Source organism: Rhodovulum imhoffii (assembly GCF_003046545.1).
GTDB lineage: Bacteria > Pseudomonadota > Alphaproteobacteria > Rhodobacterales > Rhodobacteraceae > Rhodovulum > Rhodovulum imhoffii.
The window spans coordinates 79,199-95,412 of record NZ_QAAA01000002.1 but is presented as its reverse complement, the minus strand read 5'-3'; the positions used below and the strand labels follow the sequence as shown (position 1 = coordinate 95,412).

General features: G+C 65.0%; 15 protein-coding genes and 1 riboswitch. Of the genes, 8 read left to right on the top strand and 7 right to left on the bottom strand.

Going from position 1 to position 16,214, the window contains the following annotated elements; genetic code table 11:
* The 7 genes from C8N32_RS02285 (at position 1) to C8N32_RS02255 (ending at position 8,522) form a co-directional block, all read left to right on the top strand.
* The gene (locus C8N32_RS02285; RefSeq protein WP_107890856.1) at positions 1 to 1,440 is read left to right on the top strand and encodes an aldehyde dehydrogenase family protein; all 1,440 of its coding nucleotides are present in this window, start codon (positions 1 to 3) and stop codon (positions 1,438 to 1,440) included.
* Between the two features lie 425 nt (positions 1,441 to 1,865).
* Positions 1,866 to 2,879 (top strand): TRAP transporter substrate-binding protein, encoded by a 1,014-nt coding sequence (locus C8N32_RS02280; protein ID WP_107890855.1) that lies wholly within the window; start codon positions 1,866 to 1,868, stop codon positions 2,877 to 2,879.
* Positions 2,876 to 3,448 (top strand): TRAP transporter small permease subunit, encoded by a 573-nt coding sequence (locus tag C8N32_RS02275; protein ID WP_107890854.1) that lies wholly within the window; start codon positions 2,876 to 2,878, stop codon positions 3,446 to 3,448. Before C8N32_RS02280 ends, C8N32_RS02275 begins: the two co-directional genes overlap by 4 nt.
* Positions 3,449 to 3,502: 54 nt before the next feature.
* Complete coding sequence (locus tag C8N32_RS02270) at positions 3,503 to 4,822, top strand: TRAP transporter large permease (protein WP_107891001.1); 1,320 nt, start codon at positions 3,503 to 3,505, stop codon at positions 4,820 to 4,822.
* A 35-nt stretch (positions 4,823 to 4,857) separates the two neighbouring features.
* A riboswitch (cobalamin riboswitch) is annotated at positions 4,858 to 5,048 on the top strand.
* A 127-nt stretch (positions 5,049 to 5,175) separates the two neighbouring features.
* Positions 5,176 to 7,002, top strand: coding sequence for a TonB-dependent receptor plug domain-containing protein (locus C8N32_RS02265; RefSeq protein WP_107890853.1), 1,827 nt, complete (start codon positions 5,176 to 5,178; stop codon positions 7,000 to 7,002).
* 16 nt (positions 7,003 to 7,018) lie between these two features.
* Positions 7,019 to 7,810, top strand: coding sequence for an ABC transporter substrate-binding protein (locus C8N32_RS02260; RefSeq protein ID WP_244905888.1), 792 nt, complete (start codon positions 7,019 to 7,021; stop codon positions 7,808 to 7,810).
* Positions 7,803 to 8,522 carry an adenosylcobinamide amidohydrolase gene (locus C8N32_RS02255; RefSeq protein ID WP_107890852.1) on the top strand — a complete coding sequence of 240 codons (720 nt, stop codon included), beginning with the start codon at positions 7,803 to 7,805 and terminating at the stop codon, positions 8,520 to 8,522. Before C8N32_RS02260 ends, C8N32_RS02255 begins: the two co-directional genes overlap by 8 nt.
* Here the strand turns inward: C8N32_RS02255 and cobC are convergent.
* From cobC to cobT, 3 genes are read right to left on the bottom strand one after another with little or no spacing between them, the layout of a single operon-like run.
* A complete protein-coding gene (gene cobC / locus C8N32_RS02250; RefSeq protein WP_107890851.1) occupies positions 8,441 to 8,962 on the bottom strand; it encodes an alpha-ribazole phosphatase family protein in 522 nt (173 codons plus the stop codon). The two genes, C8N32_RS02255 and cobC, sit on opposite strands and share 82 nt — an antisense overlap.
* Complete coding sequence (gene cobS / locus C8N32_RS02245) at positions 8,953 to 9,711, bottom strand: adenosylcobinamide-GDP ribazoletransferase (protein ID WP_107890850.1); 759 nt, start codon at positions 9,709 to 9,711, stop codon at positions 8,953 to 8,955. The genes cobC and cobS overlap by 10 nt, the downstream gene beginning before the upstream one ends.
* Positions 9,711 to 10,718 (bottom strand): nicotinate-nucleotide--dimethylbenzimidazole phosphoribosyltransferase, encoded by a 1,008-nt coding sequence (gene cobT / locus C8N32_RS02240; RefSeq protein WP_107890849.1) that lies wholly within the window; start codon positions 10,716 to 10,718, stop codon positions 9,711 to 9,713. The genes cobS and cobT overlap by 1 nt, the downstream gene beginning before the upstream one ends.
* A 96-nt stretch (positions 10,719 to 10,814) precedes the next feature.
* Here cobT and C8N32_RS02235 point away from each other — a divergent pair, with 96 nt between their 5' ends.
* Positions 10,815 to 12,287: a cobyric acid synthase gene (locus C8N32_RS02235; RefSeq protein ID WP_107890848.1), complete on the top strand. Its 1,473-nt coding sequence runs from the start codon at positions 10,815 to 10,817 to the stop codon at positions 12,285 to 12,287.
* On the opposite strand, the gene cobD is transcribed toward C8N32_RS02235, so the two are convergent.
* Genes cobD through C8N32_RS02215 form a run of 4 tightly spaced genes read right to left on the bottom strand, consistent with a single transcriptional unit; the run spans position 12,261 to position 16,109 of the window.
* On the bottom strand, positions 12,261 to 13,223 hold the full coding sequence (gene cobD / locus C8N32_RS02230; RefSeq protein ID WP_107890999.1) for a threonine-phosphate decarboxylase CobD: 963 nt from the start codon (positions 13,221 to 13,223) through the stop codon (positions 12,261 to 12,263). The genes C8N32_RS02235 and cobD overlap by 27 nt on opposite strands.
* A 24-nt stretch (positions 13,224 to 13,247) precedes the next feature.
* The gene (cbiB, locus tag C8N32_RS02225; RefSeq protein WP_107890847.1) at positions 13,248 to 14,186 is read right to left on the bottom strand and encodes an adenosylcobinamide-phosphate synthase CbiB; all 939 of its coding nucleotides are present in this window, start codon (positions 14,184 to 14,186) and stop codon (positions 13,248 to 13,250) included.
* Entirely contained in the window at positions 14,183 to 15,025 is an 843-nt protein-coding gene (locus C8N32_RS02220) for a propanediol utilization protein (RefSeq protein WP_107890846.1), read from the bottom strand. The genes cbiB and C8N32_RS02220 overlap by 4 nt, the downstream gene beginning before the upstream one ends.
* Positions 15,026 to 15,083: 58 nt before the next feature.
* On the bottom strand, positions 15,084 to 16,109 hold the full coding sequence (locus C8N32_RS02215; RefSeq protein ID WP_107890998.1) for an AI-2E family transporter: 1,026 nt from the start codon (positions 16,107 to 16,109) through the stop codon (positions 15,084 to 15,086).
* Between the last annotated feature and the right edge of the window lie 105 nt (positions 16,110 to 16,214).

Below are 16,214 nucleotides of genomic sequence, written 5' to 3'. Positions count from 1 at the left end.
ATGAGTGAGATTCACAAGAACCTGATTGGCGGGGAATGGGTCGCGGGCGGCTCCGCCAGCGAGAATCGTAACCCCTCCGATCTGTCCGATCTTGTGGGCCTGTTCGCCCAGGGCACGGCCGCGCAGGTGGAGGCCGCGGCACAGGCCGCCCACGCGGCTTTGCCCGGTTGGGCCGCAAGCAGCCCGCAGGTGCGCGCCGACCTGCTGGAGCGGGTTGGCCAGACGCTGATGTCCCGCAAGGAGGAACTGGGCCGCGTTCTTGCCCGCGAAGAGGGCAAGACCCTCCCCGAGGCGATTGCGGAAACAGCCCGTGCCGCACAGATTTTCAAGTTTTTCGCGGGGGAATCGCTGCGGGTGCAAGGCGATGCGGTGGCTTCGGTTCGTGCCGGCGTGGATGTTGAAGTGATGCGCGAACCTGTGGGGGTGGTCGGGCTGATTACGCCATGGAATTTTCCCATCGCCATTCCGGCGTGGAAGATTGCCCCGGCTTTGGCCTATGGCAACACGGTGGTTTGCAAGCCCGCCGACCTGACACCGGCCTCGGCGCATCTGCTGGCGCAGATCCTTCACGACAGCGGTGTTCCGGCGGGTGTATTCAACCTTGTCATGGGGCGCGGGTCTGTCGTGGGAGAGGCGATCGTCAGCCACCCGCTGATCGATGCGATTTCGTTTACCGGCTCTGTCTCCGTCGGGCGGGCGCTGGCTGGGCGCGCGGCCGAAGGATTGAAAAAGGTGCAGTTGGAGATGGGCGGCAAGAACCCCATGGTGGTTCTGGACGACGCCGACATGGACACCGCCATCGCCGCCTGTGTGAATGGGGCCTTCTATTCGACAGGCCAGCGTTGCACGGCCTCGTCCCGGCTGATCGTTCAGGCGGGTATCCACGACGCCTTCGTCGACAGGCTTTGTGCCGAGGTTCAGGCGCTGCGTGTCGGCAATGCGCTGGAGCCCGACACCCAGATTGGTCCGGTGGCCAGCGAAAGCCAGTTGAACAACAACCTTTCCTATGTCGCGCTGGCCACGGAGGAAGGGGCGCAGGTCATGGGCGGGGAGCGGATCAACGGTGCCACAGAGGGGTACTTTCAGCGCCCGGCGCTGTTTCTCGATGCCTCCAACGTCATGCGCAGCACGCGGGAGGAGATTTTCGGCCCCTGCGCCAGCGTCATCCGCGTTGCGGATTTCGAGGAGGCCCTGGCTGTTGCCAATGATACGGAATTCGGCCTTTCCTCCGGCATCTGCACCTCCAGCCTGAAATATGCGCGGGAGTTCAGACGGCGCTCCCAGGCAGGGATGGTGATGGTTAATCTTGCCACGGCGGGGGTCGATTACCATGTGCCGTTCGGCGGGCGGAAGGGGTCTTCCTACGGTTCGCGGGAGCAGGGCCGCTATGCCGCCGAATTCTACACCACGGTCAAGACCGCCTACAGTTTCGCCCCCTGATATTGCGCTCTGACGCGGGGATGGGCCTACAGGTACGGCGCGGCTTTCCGGCTGCGCCGTTTTTCATTGCAGGCTGCCCGATTCCTGCCCGCCGCCCCGGGATGACGCGGGGTTTGTCACCTTTGTGTGCCTTGGTATTCAATTTTATGTTGCGCAAAAAAATGAGCGTTAATAGTGTTGCCCCCAGGAGGAGCGACCGAGGTCCGGCGAGAGTGAAACATCCAGCGAAGCAAGGTAAGATTTCGTTTTTTCTTTGTGATTTGAGGATCGGGGGGGAGCAGAGAAAAGTGGACAAGCCGCAAAATTCTGCGCGAAAATCTCCTGTAATCCGTCTTGGGTGTTTTGAATAGTGAGCAGTATGGCGTGTATTTTGCCGTCTCTTGCCGCGGCGCTGCGCCCACAACCTGTGTTAGGGAGAGAGACATATGAACACAACCGTTATCGTCAAGGGCATCGCGTTCGGGATTGCGGCGTCCATCGGCTTGGCCAGTGTGGCCGCTGCCGAAACTGTTCGTCTGCGGTTTCACACCTTCTATGGCACCGAGATGGACGAATTCGCCAAGAAGATGCGCGACACCGTGAAAGAGGCCAGCGGCGGCGATCTGCGTATTCAGTATTTCCGGGGCGGTGAACTGGTTGCCAGCGATCAGTTCGTGGATGCGGTTTCCAAGGGAACCATCGATATCGCCTATGGCGTGGGCAGTTACTGGGGCGGGCAACTGGACCTTGGCAATATCGAGGCCGGCCTGCCCGGGGCCTGGACCACAGCCGAAGAAGCGCGCGCGCTTTTCGAGGACAAGGGTCTGGATACGCTGCTGGCCGAGGCCTATGCCGGGAAAGGCGTCAAGCTGATCGGACGGGGCTACGGCAGCAACTACGACTTGCTGACCAAAGAGCCGGTCAACAGCCTCGAGGATCTGAAATCCATGAAGATTCGCGCCACCGGGCAGATGGCCAAGGTGCTGGAGGCCTTCGATATTCCTACCGTCTACCTGCCCGCGCAGGAGCTTTACATCGGTTTGTCCACGGGTGTCATCGATGGGGCGATCTACGGCGGCCCGGTGGAGTATGAGCAACTCAAGCTGCACGAGGCCGCCACGCATTACACCTTTCTCAACCTGCTCAATCCCGGCTGGATCGAGACGGTGATCATCAACCCCGATGTCTGGGAAGGCCTCTCCGAGACGCATCGGCAGATCCTGCGCGACGCCATCGACCAATACGCCGCCGATATTCACAACTGGCTGGAAGAGGGCAACCAGAAGATCGTGCAGGATGGCGACATTTTCGAATTTTCGACCCTTCCCGCAGAAGACTCCGCCCGCCTGACGGAGGCTGCCCAGTCTGTCTGGCAGGAAGAGGCGGCAAAGTCGGAACGCAACGCCCGCGCGGTTGAGATTCTCGCGGAAAACGCCAGGGCCGAAGGACGCCTGAAGTGAAGGTTTTTACCAGATACCTGCAAGTGCAGGATGGCCTGTCCGAGTTCGTCGGGCGGGCCATTTCGGGGCTGTCTCTGGTCTTGATCGTCATCTTGCTGATCGAGATCGTGGCCAGGTATTTTCTCGACTCCCCCACGATCTGGGCGCACGAACTTTCAACCATGCTGTTCGGGGCGTTCTGCATGCTGGCGGGCTGCTATGCGCTGCGCCACCACAGCCATGTGCGCTCCGAGGTGATCTACGGCATCCTGTCTTCGCGCATTCAGGCGCTGTGCGACACCATTGTCTTTGGCCTTGGGCTGGTTGTGTTGGCGGTGTTTTTCCGCATGGCCGTGGAGTTCGCCGCGGACTCCTGGGAAATGCGTGAGTTTTCCGCCCGCAGCGTGTGGCAGCCGCCGCTTTATCCGGTGAAGACGGTCATTCCCATCGCCGTGGGGCTTTTGTTTTTGCAAAACCTTGCGGAATTCCTGCGTTCTGTTTTGCGGACGTTCGGGGTGCGGTTCAACGACCCGCGCGCGCCGGAGGATGAGATCCTTGCAGAGACGCATCTGCCCGAAACGATGCACTGAGCCACGGGCCCACAGCGACAAAGCGGGGCGATGCCCCAGCCGAAAGGAATGGACATGGCCGATCTCGACCCCATGACAATAACCGCCATCATGTTTGCCTCGATGCTGGGGCTTATGGCGATCGGCGCACCGCTGGCCTGGGCGCTCATGATCTCGGGCATGGGCAGTGCCTACATGATGTTCGGAACCGGCGGGCTCGACCTGCTGCTGGCCTCTGCCTATGGGGCGATGGACAATTTCCTGCTGGTGTCGCTGCCACTGTTCATCTTCATGGGGCTGGTTCTGGAACGTTCCGGGATTACCGACGACCTGTTCGAGATGATCCACAAGCTGATGGGCGGGCTGCCCGGCGGGCTTGGCGTGGGGACGGTGCTGATCTGCGCCATGATCGCGGCCATGGCCGGGGTGTCCGGTGCCGCAACCGTCAGCCTTGGTATCATCGCGCTGCCGGCGATGCTCAAGCGCGGGTACGACAAGCGGCTGGTCACCGGGACAATCATGGCAGGGGGGGCGCTTGGCTTTCTGATTCCACCCAGTGTCCTGATGATCATCTACGCGTTCCTGTCGCGCGATTCGGTGGGCAAGCTGTTCGCCGCCGGCCTGATGCCGGGGCTGATGCTGGCCGGCATCTACATCGCGTACGTGCTGATCCGTTGCCGTCTGGACCCGAGCCTTGGCCCCCCCGCGCCGGTCGGGGAACGCTACAGCGGCCTCGAAAAGCTCAAGTCGTTGCGGCATCTGATTGCGCCTGCGCTTCTGGTGGGGGCGGTTCTGGGGGGCATTATCGGGGGGGTGACATCGCCGTCCGAGGCGGCGGCCATCGGCGCGGCGGGATCGCTTTTGATCGCGGTGCAGCGCCGCCGGGTGGACTGGCAGATGTTGCGCTACGTGATGGAAACCACAGCCAAGCTGATGGGAATGCTGATCTGGATTGCGATTGCCGCAGTGTTCTTTTCCAAGGTCTATGTGGGGCTTGGGGCGGGGATGATGGTTTCCGAACTGATCGACGATCTCGGGCTGGCGCCTTATGCGGTGATCGTGGCGATGCTGATCAGCTACTTCCTGCTGGGGATGTTTCTGGACGATTTCGCCATCATCTTCATCACCGTCCCGATCTACATCCCCGTCGTGCGGGACCTGGGCTTCGATACGGTCTGGTTCGCGGTATTGTTCATCCTCAGCATGCAGTCGGCCTACCTGACGCCGCCATTCGGCTACAACCTGTTTTACATGCGTTCGGTTGCGCCCAAGGAGATTACCATCGTCGATATCTACATGGCGGCCCTGCCTTTCGTGGCGCTGCAGATCCTCGGGCTGGCGCTGGTGGTGATTTTTCCGCAGATCGCACTTTGGCTGCCTGGCGTGTTGTTCTGAGCTTAACGGAATGTTGACAGGGGCAGGGCCGGGGGCTACTCCGGCCCTGCCTTGGTTTCCGGGCCTGCCCGGATGAAAAGGGAACGCGGTGCGCCTTCGGGCAATTCCGCGGCTGCCCCCGCAACTGTAGGCGGAGAGCGCGGCTGACAACGCCACTGGGAAACCGGGAAGGCCAGCCAAGCGACGACCCGCAAGCCAGGAGACCTGCCAGGGCGATCACCCGGTCCGCGTGCGGGGCGCGCGCGGGCAACGGCAGGTTCCGTAGTGGTGATGCTCGCCGTCTGCGGAAGGTAATCCCTTCACGGACATCGTTGCAAAGGCCGGCAGGACCGGCCGTGAGAACGGAACAGAATATGACACAACGCCTTTTTGCAATCGCGGGGGTGGCGGCGCTTGCACCGTTTTCGGTCCATGCCGAAAGCCTGCTTCTGGATGAGATCGTGGCCTCTGCGGCGTTGCTGCCGGTGGAAATCAACCGCACCGGCGCCACCGTCGAAGTGGTGGAGCAAGATGAACTTGACGGCGCCGGCCAGAGCGTCGGGCAAACGCTCAGCCGGCTGCCGGGTGTGTCGTTTTCCTCCAATGGCGGGCTGGGCGCGAATTCCACCCTGCGCGTGCGTGGCCTTGGCGGCAGCTATGTCGGGGTGCGGATCAACGGTATCGATGTCACGGACCCGTCCAGCACCCAGACAGCCTTCAACTTCGGGACGCTGACATCGGGTCTGGCGGGCCGGGTCGAGGTGCTTAAGGGGTCACAATCTGCGCTTTACGGTTCCTCTGCGATTGCTGGGGTTGTGGATATTTCCACGCGGAAGCCGGACCGGATGGGGTTCTCGCTGGGGAGCGTGGTCGAGGCCGGCAGCTTCGGCACTGTTTCCGGGACCGCGACGCTCACCAACAAAACCGGGAAGGGCTCCGTTGCGCTGACGCTCTCGCGGGTTGAGACAGACGGCTTTTCCACCAAACCCGACAATGATGAGGATGACGGCTTCGAACAGACCTTGCTGACCTTTTCGGCGGATTACCAGCTGACAGAGTCCCTGCGCCTTGGCCTCTCGGCGCTTCATGCCGATGGAACCGTCGAGTTTGACGCGGACATCGGTCATCTGGACAGTGAAACGGAGTCCACCCGTACGGGCGTTCGGGCCTTTGCCGAGTACCGGCAGGGTGTGCTGACCCATGAGGTTGCCGTCTCCGCCTATGAGATCGAGCGCGATCAGCACAATGTGCCAAGCTTCTATAGCCTCAATTACAAGGGGGAGCGCACCAGGCTGGAATACAAGGGCGGTGCCGATCTGTCCGCCGCAACCCGGCTGGCGTTCGGTGCGATCTGGATGGAAGAAAAATCCACCGTGGACGGGGTGAAATCCGATAGTGAGAGCCGTTCGGTCTTCGGGGAGGTTCAGCATGCTGCGACCGATGCGCTCGACCTGTCGCTGTCGCTGCGCTACGACGATGACGACGACTTCGATGGTGAGTTCTCCGGCCGCGGCGCGCTGGCCTGGCAGATTCAACAGGATCTGACCCTGCGCGCGGTTCTGGGCACCGGCTACCGGGCACCGTCTCTTTACGAACGTTTCGGTCCCTACGCTCTGGATGGCGTCACGCTGGAACCCGAGAAAAGCCGCAGCGCCGAGATTGGACTTGAAAAGCGGTATGAGACGGGCTTTGCCAAGGTGACGGCGTTTTATACCGAGGTCGATGATCTGATCGGCTTTCATGATCCTGACGGGTTCTTCGGCCCGCTGCCCGGCGGCTACCGGCAGGTTCCCGGAACCACCCGCACCCAGGGCGTGGAGTTTTCGGGCCGTTACGCGCTTGCCGAAACTGTCGCGCTTTATGGTAACTACACCTACACGGACGCGAAAGACCCCGACGGGCGGATGGCGCGCGTGCCGCGTCACGACCTGCTGATGGGGGTTGAGGCCGGGTTGAGCGATCGCCTGTCTTCCACCTTCGAGGTGCGGCACGTTGCCGATGTAAAGCCCAGCGCCTATGCCCCGTCCGGCCACAAGGTCGGGGATTACACGCTGGCCAACGCTGCGCTCACCTACGATCTGACGGAAACCGCAACCGCCTATCTGCGGGTTGAAAACCTCTTTGACGAGGACTACCAGACCGCGGGAGGCTACAATACCGCCGAGCGCAGTTTCTTCGTTGGCCTGCGTGCGGATTTTTAGAGCTATAGCCCTTGTCGTGCTGGGACTTGCCGGCACGGCACAGGCCGACCCGCCCCGGCGGGTCGTGTCGATCAACCTGTGTACCGACCAGCTTGCCATGCTGCTGGCCGGGCCAGGTCAGCTTTTGTCCGTCAGTCGTATCGGGGCGGATCCGATGAGTTCGCCGATGGCAGAAGTCGCTCAGGCCTTCCATACCAATAGTGGCGGGGCGGAGGAAATCTTTCTCCTGCGCCCGGATCTGGTTCTGGCCGGTCGATATTCCAATCCCGCAACGCTGGATATGCTGCGCCGCCTTGGTGTTCCGGTCGTGCAGGTTCCGATGACGTACAGCCTGCAAGAGGTGCCCGACCGCCTGCGCGAAGTGGGCCGCGTTCTGGGGCGGGAGGACCGGGCCGAGGCGTTGATCGCTGCGTTCGAAACCCGGCTGGCCCGGATTCGGCCCGGAGGCGCCGGGCCCGAGGCGGCCCTGTTCTCCGCCAATGGGTTTACCCAAGGGGCGGGGACGCTCAGCCATGACATTCTGCAAGCGGCGGAATTTTCAAACCTTTCGGCACGGTGGGGGCGACAGGGCAGCGGGTATCTCTCGCTTGAGGAAATCGTCATGGCGCAGCCCGACCTGATTGTGATGTCGCGCCCCTATCCAGGGACATCGCGGGCCGAGGAACTCCTGCGGCATCCGGCGCTTGGCAGGTTTGCCGCTACCGGGCGCATCGCCACAAGCGGGCCGGACTGGACGTGCGGAACGCCCCATGTTCTGGATGCTGTTGCACGCCTGGCCGAAGCGCGCCAACCTCCGATCGATGACTGACCTGCGCCTGACCCTGTCCCCCCCGTGGCTGGAGGCCGACCTGGGTGCTCCCCATAGGGTGCTGAGCTGGGCCTCCCACCGGCCCGGCTTCGTAACCGCGCGGCGTGTTCTCTGGCGCGAGGTCCGCAATGCCGACCTGACGCTTGATCTGGACGTTGGAACGTGGTTGCGCGCCCAGCTTGCGGCCCGCGACGCGAAGGATGCGGTGACGATGCTGACCTCGCGCTGTCTGGAGGGCCATGTCCGACGGTTCGCCCAGGTGGGGCGGGCACGGGCGGAGTGCATTGCCACCGTGGGCCTGTCCAATGCGGAACGGATCGGCTCGCGGCTGGGGGTGGGGCAGGGCTGGGGGACGATCAACCTTCTGGTCCACCTGTCCCCCGGCCTCACGGAGACTGCCCTGATCGAGGCCGTCAGCATCGCCGCACAAGCCCGAACGACCGCGATTCTCGACGCCGGGATCGTCCTGCCGACGGGGCAGGCGACGGGGACGGGAACCGATTGCATCGTCCTTGCCGCCCTGTCGGGCGACATGGAGTTTTGCGGCCTTCACACGGAAATCGGAGAGGCCCTTGGCCGTGCCGTATACGAGTCCGTCGCCCAGGGCGCGGCGGACTGGCTGGCCAACCCTTACGCAGAGAAGGCGCCCACATCCAGACAGGCGCCGAAGGCGATGGGGGTGTGCCAGGGGTCCGGGTCGCCCAGCACGTAACGGGCCGCGCGCATGATCCCGGCATGGGTTACGGCGAGGACACGCTCCTCGTGATAGGCGGCCAGAACCTGCCGGGTGCGGCCGATCAGCGAGGCGACGCTTTCCCCGCCATGGGGGCGCGCGGTGAAGAAATCGCGGGCCCACGCGTCCAGTTCGGCCTGCGGAACGGAGGCCCAGGGCCGACCTTCCCACGCGCCGAAATCCATCTCCGCCAAACGGAAATCGACACTGACTTTCACCTCCTTCCGCGTGCCCGCGCGGGCCGCAAGCCGGCGGCAGCGGGTGGCGGGGCTGGTCACGATGCGGCTCACATCCGGCAAAGAGGCAAGCACGGCTTCGGCTTCCTGGGCGAAGCCGGGGCAAAGCGGCACGTCGCGCCGCCCATAGCAGGTGCCGGGCGGTACGTCCGGGGTGGTGTGGCGCAGCAGGATCAGACCCATGCCAGAACCGCCAGAAGAACGCCCAGTTCGGCGATCTTGCCGACCGCGCCCAGGGTGTCGCCGGTATAACCGCCCAGCCGGTGGGCGAGGTAACGGCGCGCGCCCGCCACCAGTCCCCAGGTGGTCAGGGCGGCCGTGACGGCAGCCCCCGGCCCGATCGTCAGCGCCACAAACCCCAAAGCCGTCAGCGCCGTGGCCTGGGCGATGCGCTTGCCGGTCAGTGGCAGGCTCTGGCGGGTAAAGCTGGCCGCGCCCCCGGCCCGTGCATAGGGCAGGGTGGCCATCAGCGGCAGCATGGCGTATCGTGCCAGCGTATGGGCCGCGATCAGCCCTGCCGCCCCTTGCCATGGCCCGAACTGTGCCAAGGCAGCGGCACTCAGCCCCAGAACCAGCACCAGGGTCAGCATGCCATAGCTGCCGATGCGACTGTCGCGCATGATTTCAAGCGCCCGTTCTCGGGTGGCACCCCCGCCCAGCCCGTCGGCGGCATCCGCCAGCCCGTCCTCGTGCAACCCGCCGGTCAGAGCCACGCCCAGAGCAATGGCCAGCCCGGCCGCCACCGGCGCGGGCCAGATCCACCCGCCCAGAGCGAACGCCGCCGCCATAACGCCCCCTACGGCCAGCCCGACCGCCGGAAACCACGCCATCGCGCGGCCCATGGCGGCACTGTCGAACCCGGTTCCAACCGGCACTGGCAGGCGCGTCAGGAATTGCAGCGCCAGACCGATTTCCTCGGCCCGCGCGCGCATCAGGCCGGCTCCGAGACGCCGGCGTCGTCGAAGCTTGCCATCTCATTGAGCATGTCCGCCGCCGCCCGGAGCAGCGGCCACGCCAGCAGCGCCCCGGTGCCTTCGCCCAAACGCAAGCCCAGCTGCAAAAGCGGCTGTGCATCCATTGCGGCCATCATTTTCCGATGTCCGGTTTCGGCGGAACCATGGGCAAACACCATCGCCTTGCGCGCCTCCGGTGCCATGCGCACGGCGACCAGCGCGGCAGAAGAGGCGATGAACCCGTCCACGATCACGATGCGCCCCGCCTGAGCGGCCCCCTGCATGGCTCCGGCCATCATGGCGATTTCGAAGCCGCCATATTCGCACAGGGCTCCGATGGCGGTCAGTTCGCCGGTACGGGCGCTGGCACGGGTCAGGATGTCGCGCTTGCGGGCCAGCCCGGCGTCGTCCAGCCCCGTGCCGCGGCCGATGATCGCGTCGATCGGTGCGCCGGTCAGCTTATGGGTCAGCACGGTCGCCGAGGAGGTATTGGCGATTCCCATCTCGCCATAGGCGACCGCGTCCCAGTCGCCCCCGACGCCCAGGTCGCGCCCGGCTTCCAGCGCGGCTTCGCACTGTACCTGCGTCATCGCGGGGCCGGAGAGGAAGCTCTGTGTGCCCGGCGCGATGCGGCGATCAAGCAGGCCCTCCATGTCGAACGGCTGGCCCGCGATTCCCGCGTCGACAACCCGGAGCTCCGCCCCCACGGTTTTCGCGAATACGTTCGCTGCTGCGCCGCCTTGCAAGAAATTCAGCACCATCTGGCGCGTCACTTCTTTCGGGAATGCGGAAACGCCCTCATCCGCGATACCGTGGTCAGCGGCGAAGATGGTCAGTTGGCAGGTTTCCATCCGGGGGGTCAGCGTGGCTTGCAGGCTGGCGATCTGGGTGGCCAGTTCCTCGATCCGGCCCAGTGAGCCAAGCGGCTTGGTTTTCATGTCGATCTTGCGTTGCAGATCGGTGGCGAATGTCGTTTCTGTGCGCATGTTGGCCCTCGTGTTTGTGGCGGTGTTTTAGGGGGTGACTTCGGGGGCTGCAATCGTCCTGGGCAAAAGGGGCGGGTTGTCGCGGAAAGGGGCGGTATGGCGCGGGCGATCATGATTCAGGGCACGGGCTCCAACGTGGGCAAGTCGATTCTGGTCGCGGGGCTGTGTCGGGCGGCGCGGCAGCGGGGGCTTCGTGTCGCGCCGTTCAAGCCGCAGAACATGTCGAACAATGCCGCCGTCACCGTGGATGGCGGTGAGATCGGCCGGGCGCAGGCGCTACAGGCGGTGGCCTGCGGGCTGGATCTGCACAGCGATATGAACCCGGTCTTGCTGAAGCCCGAAACCGATACCGGCGCGCAGGTTGTCGTGCAGGGGCGAAGCCGGGGGGCGTTGTGGGCGCGCGATTACGGTGGCGTCAGGCCCACGTTGATGCCCGCGGTGCTGGAGAGCTTTGGCCGCCTTGCCGCCGGGGTGGATCTTGTGATCGTCGAGGGGGCGGGATCTCCGGCAGAGGTCAACCTGCGCAGGGGCGACATCGCCAACATGGGCTTCGCCCGCGCCGCCGGGGTGCCGGTTGTGCTGGCGGGGGATATCGACCGGGGCGGAGTGATCGCGCAGATCGTGGGCACGCAGGCGGTGATCGACCGTGACGATGCCGCGTTGATCCGGGGGTTTGTCATCAACAAGTTCCGGGGCGACCCGCGGCTTTTCGAGGACGGTTACCGGATGATCGGGGCGCGGACCGGCTGGCCGGGTCTTGGCGTGGTGCCATGGTTCGCACAGGCGCACCGCCTGCCCGCAGAGGATGCCGTGGACATGGGCGCGTCCGGCGGTCAGGGCGCCTTTCACGTGGTTTGCCCGATGCTGTCGCGCATTGCCAATTTCGATGACCTCGATCCGCTGAAGCTGGAACCCGCCCTGCGCCTGACGATGGTGCCGCCGGGCCGGCCCCTGCCGGGGGACGCGGATCTGGTGATTCTGCCGGGCACCAAATCCACCCGTGGCGATCTGGCGTTCCTGCGTGCACAGGGGTGGGATGTGGACCTGGCCGGCCATATGCGGCGCGGCGGGCGGGTTCTGGGCCTGTGCGGCGGGTACCAGATGCTCGGCAATGTCATCCATGACCCCGAAGGGCTGGAAGGTCCACCGGGAGAGACGCCGGGGCTTGGCCTGCTGGACGTGGAAACGCATATGCTGCCGGGCAAGACCCTGACCCGCGTGACCGCCGCGCATGCGGCGACGGGGGCGGGCCTGACGGGCTATGAGATTCACATCGGCCAGACGGATGGTCCGGACCGTGCGCGCCCCTTTGCCCATATCGCGGGACGTCCCGAGGGCGCGGTGTCTGCCGACGGTCATGTTGTGGGCACCTACCTGCACGGGCTGTTCGGGGATGACGGGTTTCGCCGGGCCTGGCTTGGGGCGCTTGGGCTCGAGGGGGGGGTGCGATCCTACGGCGCTGCGGTCGAAGAAACTCTGGATGCACTGGCGGAGCATCTTGAAACTCACATGCGGCTTGATGCACTTTTTGCTGCGGCCGGTTCAGTCGAGAGCGGCAGCCAGGCGTGACCATTCGGCCTCCGTGCCCGGCAGGCCGAGGCGCAACCAGCATCCGGAATAGGGGAAGATGCGGCTCCAGATATGTGCTGCCGCCAGACGGTCCCGCGCGGCGGTGGCGTCTGGGACTTCGAACAGCCGAAAAAGTGCCGTCCCCCCCACCGGCCGCCAGCCCGCCCGCGCAGCCAGGGCATCGGCACGGACGCCGTCCTGCCTCAGCCGGGCGATGCTGCGTGCTGTCCAGTCCTGATCGGCCAGGGCCGCGCGCCCGATCTCAAGCGCCGGGCCGGATACCGCCCACGGCCCGGCGCGCGCAGCCATTCGCGCCAGATGCGCCGCATCCCCCAGTACAAAGCCCAGCCGCACCCCGGCCAGGCCGTAGAATTTTCCGAAAGAGCGCAGCACGATCACGTTTTCAGGCCGCGTGCCAGGCAGCAGTGATAGGTCCGGATGCGCGTCGGCAAAGCTTTCATCGACAACCAGAAGACCCGTTTTGGCGGACAGCGCGCGCAGGGCGTCAGGGCTGTGTGTGCGGCCATCCGGGTTGTTGGGGTTGACGACGATGGCCAGATCCGCCCCCGCCAGTGCCGCGACATCCGAAACCTGCGTGGCCTGCCAGCCCGCATCCGCCAGGGCTGCGGCATACTCGTTATAGGTTGGGCCAAGGATGCGCGCCTGCCCCCGCGGGGCCAGGTGGGGCAGAAGCTGAATTGCCGCCTGTGCCCCGGCCAAGGGCAGCACCGGCCAGCGGGTGTGAAACCCCGCCTGTGCGGTGTCCTTCAGCGCCTCCAGCGAAGCCTGCCCGGGCAAGTCACGCCATGCGCTCGCCGGCAGGCCGGGCAGCGGAAAGGGCACGCGGTTGATGCCGGTGGAAAGATCGATCCAGCCTTCCGGCGTGCCGCCGAACCGTGCGATCGCGGCACCCAGGTCGCCGCCATGGTCTCTGATCCGTGTCATGCCGTCTTGATGGCCTTAGAGTCCGGCCAGCGCAAGGCCCGCCAACCCCAGCGCCAGCCCCGCCACCGCCCTGAGATAGAGGCCAAGCCCCTGCCAGAGTGTTTCCGGCGCCGGATCCGGGGCGGTTTCGTTCAGCCAAGGGTCGTCGTCAAGCGTTTCGTCATAGCAGCGCGGCCCGGACAGGCGTACGCCCAGTCCCCCGGCCATCGCTGCTTCTGGCCAGCCGGCGTTGGGAGAACGGTGCTTGCGCGCGTCGCGCTTCATGACCTTCCACACATTCCGGGGGGCGGCCCCGGCAAGGCAGAACAGCCCCCCTGTCAGCCGCGCGGGCACCCAGTTGGCCACGTCATCCAGCCGGGCGGCCACACGGCCGAAATGCATGAAACGGGTGCTGCGATGGCCGATCATGCTGTCGAGCGTGTTGATCGCCTTGTAGCCCGCAATGCCCGGCAGGCCCAGAAATACCCCCCAGAAAACCGGGGCCACGACCCCGTCAGAGGTATTTTCGGCCAGGCTTTCCAGTGCCGCACGGGTGATGGCGGGCGCGTCCAGATGTGCGGGGTTGCGCCCGACGATCATCGTGACGGCCTGCCTTGCCGCGGCCAGATCGCCGCGCGACAGGGGCCGGGCCACGGCGGCGACATGGGTGTACATGCTGCGCGGTGCGACCAGGGGCGCAGCCAGAAGACCCGTCAGGATTGCTCCGACCGCTCCGTCGGGCAGCACCGCGGCCACAGCAGCGGCGGGCAGGGTTGCCGCGGCCACCGTCACCGCTGTACAGGCCGCGCCCTTGGCCAGCCGGCGTTGTGGCGATCCGGTGTTCCAGCGGCTTTCCAGCGCGTCGATCAGAAGGCCCAGCCACATCACCGGGTGACTGATGCGGGTGTGCAGACGATCCGGCCAGCCGAAGGCGGTCTCCAGCCCCAGGGCGATGAGCAGGGCAAGGCTGTTCATCGCGGATCTCCGATGCGAAAACGGGTGATGTGGGACAACCCGGCATCCTGCATGGCTGCGCGGGCCTCCGGGGGTATGGTGCCGGGTGCGAACAACAAGGCTTGTGCTGCGCCGGTATGGGCACTGGCCAGGCCCAGGGCGCCCATTCGCCGCCCCAGTGCCAGAACCGGGGCTGGATCGGCCCCCCCGCGCAGAGCGTGATTGCGCCGCGCGCTTTCGGTGGCAAGATCGGCCAGCGCGGCCCGGTCGGGCCCCGTTTTCCAGCGGATGACCAGATCGGAGATATCGGCAAAGCGTGAGTCGGACGGGTCGGTGCGCTGGCCGGGGCCGGCGAACCCGCCAAGCACATCGAATGCAGGCAGCGGCGGCAGAGATGCCACAGCCCGTGCCGCCCGCGGGGCCCAGAGCGTGCGCTCGGGCGCCTCGATCATCAACGGGTCGGTCGCGCCTTCCAGGGACAGGCACAGCCCGGCTTCGTTTTGCAGGTTGGGGCGCAGACAGCGCAGCAGTGCCAGGCGCGCTGCTGTCGACGCCCCGGCACCCCCGCCCGGCGGCATGGTACAGGACAGGCGGGCACGCCCGAACGGGGCCGTTCCGAGGGCGCGCGCGAACAGTGCCCGCAGATCCGCCAGCCGCAGCACCGGCCTTGCACCTTGCCAAAATCCGAAGCCGCGACCGGGCTGCCATACCGCGTGAGCCCGAAGAACCGGACAGGGCAGGGTAATCAGCACGATCGCCCCCCCCGGACCAAGACGGCCTTGCAGGAACTCCCCGAAATGACCGCAGACAGAGGCCTGCCGCACTGCGCGGGAAACAAGAGCGGAAAATCGGGGCGGCATGGGATGTCCGGGTTGGAGGCGCGGTTCTTGCCGGCTGCACGCGGGAACCACAAGGGCTTCAGGCGGCCTCATCGGTTCTCAGGGATCGGTCGGGTACGGGTTCCGGCAACCCCTCACGCGAGAGGAGTACCGCGATCGGGCGCAGGCTGGGAATGTGGCTGCAGACGATCAGCGTGCCGACCATGATCGGGACCGAAAGGAACATTCCCGGTATGCCCCAAACCGCCCCCCAGAAAGCCAGGAACAGCAGGATGCCAAAAGTCGAAAGCCGCAGCGCCCGGCCCATCAGGATAGGGTCTATGACATTGCCAATGAAAAACTGCAACCCCGAGACGGTCAGGAACACGGCGACCGTTAACGCCGGATCGGTGAACTGCACGTAGGTGACCAGCGTGACCAGAAGCGTCGCCACGATAGACCCGATATTGGGAATGAAATTCAGGATATAAGCCATGATGCCGAGGGCAACCGCCAGGTCCAGACCAAAGCCCCTGGCCATAAGATACACCAAGAACCCGGTCGCGGCGCTGACGGCGGTCTTGATCAGCAGGTAATAGTTCACCTTGTAAATGATCGAGGTGACGATGTCCCCGACCTGTTCGGCGGTTTCGGGGTCTCCGAAGAAATTGGTCAGTTTGGTCGAGAACCATATCCGTTCCCCGAACAGAAAGGTGACGAACAGAATCACCAGAACGGTTCCCTGCATCAGGCTGCCCGCCTGTCCGGCCAGCGATTTCAGGTAGCTGGAGACATCCAGCGTCTGGACAGAATTGAGCACTGCCATCTCCACGTCCGGGCCGGCCCAGGAAAACATCGAGGCAATCGCCGCAGGGGTGCTTTCGACATAGGTCAGGGCGGTGCTCAGCACCGTATTCACCTGTGAAAGCACCAGCGACGTCACCCCCAGAAGCGTCAGCGTTATGAGGATCAGCGCCGCGATGGAAGCCAGCCAGTTGGGCACCCGCAGGGGGCCGATGCGGCGTGTGGCGATGAAGTTGATCGCATCGCTGGTGAAGCTGAAGACCATGATCGCCGTTGCCAGCGAGATCAGCAGAAACTTTGCCTTGACCAGCAAAAGCAGCATCACCGCGAAGGCGATAAGTACCAGCGCGCCGGTTTGCAGGGCATGCCGGTCGGGCCGCGGGTGGCGTATGAATTGCCGGGCGGTGCGTTCGGTGGTGATGGGGAT

Coding starts and splice junctions, on each gene's coding strand:
- C8N32_RS02265 (WP_107890853.1), top strand. CDS start 5,176: ATGACACAACGCCTTTTTGCAATCGCGGGGGTGGCGGCGCTTGCACCG.
- cobS (WP_107890850.1), bottom strand. CDS start 9,711: ATGCGCGCGCGGGCCGAGGAAATCGGTCTGGCGCTGCAATTCCTGACG.
- C8N32_RS02220 (WP_107890846.1), bottom strand. CDS start 15,025: ATGCCGCCCCGATTTTCCGCTCTTGTTTCCCGCGCAGTGCGGCAGGCC.
- C8N32_RS02215 (WP_107890998.1), bottom strand. CDS start 16,109: ATGCTGCTTTTGCTGGTCAAGGCAAAGTTTCTGCTGATCTCGCTGGCA.
- C8N32_RS02235 (WP_107890848.1), top strand. CDS start 10,815: ATGGCGCGGGCGATCATGATTCAGGGCACGGGCTCCAACGTGGGCAAG.
- cobC (WP_107890851.1), bottom strand. CDS start 8,962: ATGGGTCTGATCCTGCTGCGCCACACCACCCCGGACGTACCGCCCGGC.
- C8N32_RS02280 (WP_107890855.1), top strand. CDS start 1,866: ATGAACACAACCGTTATCGTCAAGGGCATCGCGTTCGGGATTGCGGCG.
- cbiB (WP_107890847.1), bottom strand. CDS start 14,186: ATGAACAGCCTTGCCCTGCTCATCGCCCTGGGGCTGGAGACCGCCTTC.
- C8N32_RS02255 (WP_107890852.1), top strand. CDS start 7,803: ATGACTGACCTGCGCCTGACCCTGTCCCCCCCGTGGCTGGAGGCCGAC.
- cobT (WP_107890849.1), bottom strand. CDS start 10,718: ATGCGCACAGAAACGACATTCGCCACCGATCTGCAACGCAAGATCGAC.
- C8N32_RS02285 (WP_107890856.1), top strand. CDS start 1: ATGAGTGAGATTCACAAGAACCTGATTGGCGGGGAATGGGTCGCGGGC.
- C8N32_RS02270 (WP_107891001.1), top strand. CDS start 3,503: ATGGCCGATCTCGACCCCATGACAATAACCGCCATCATGTTTGCCTCG.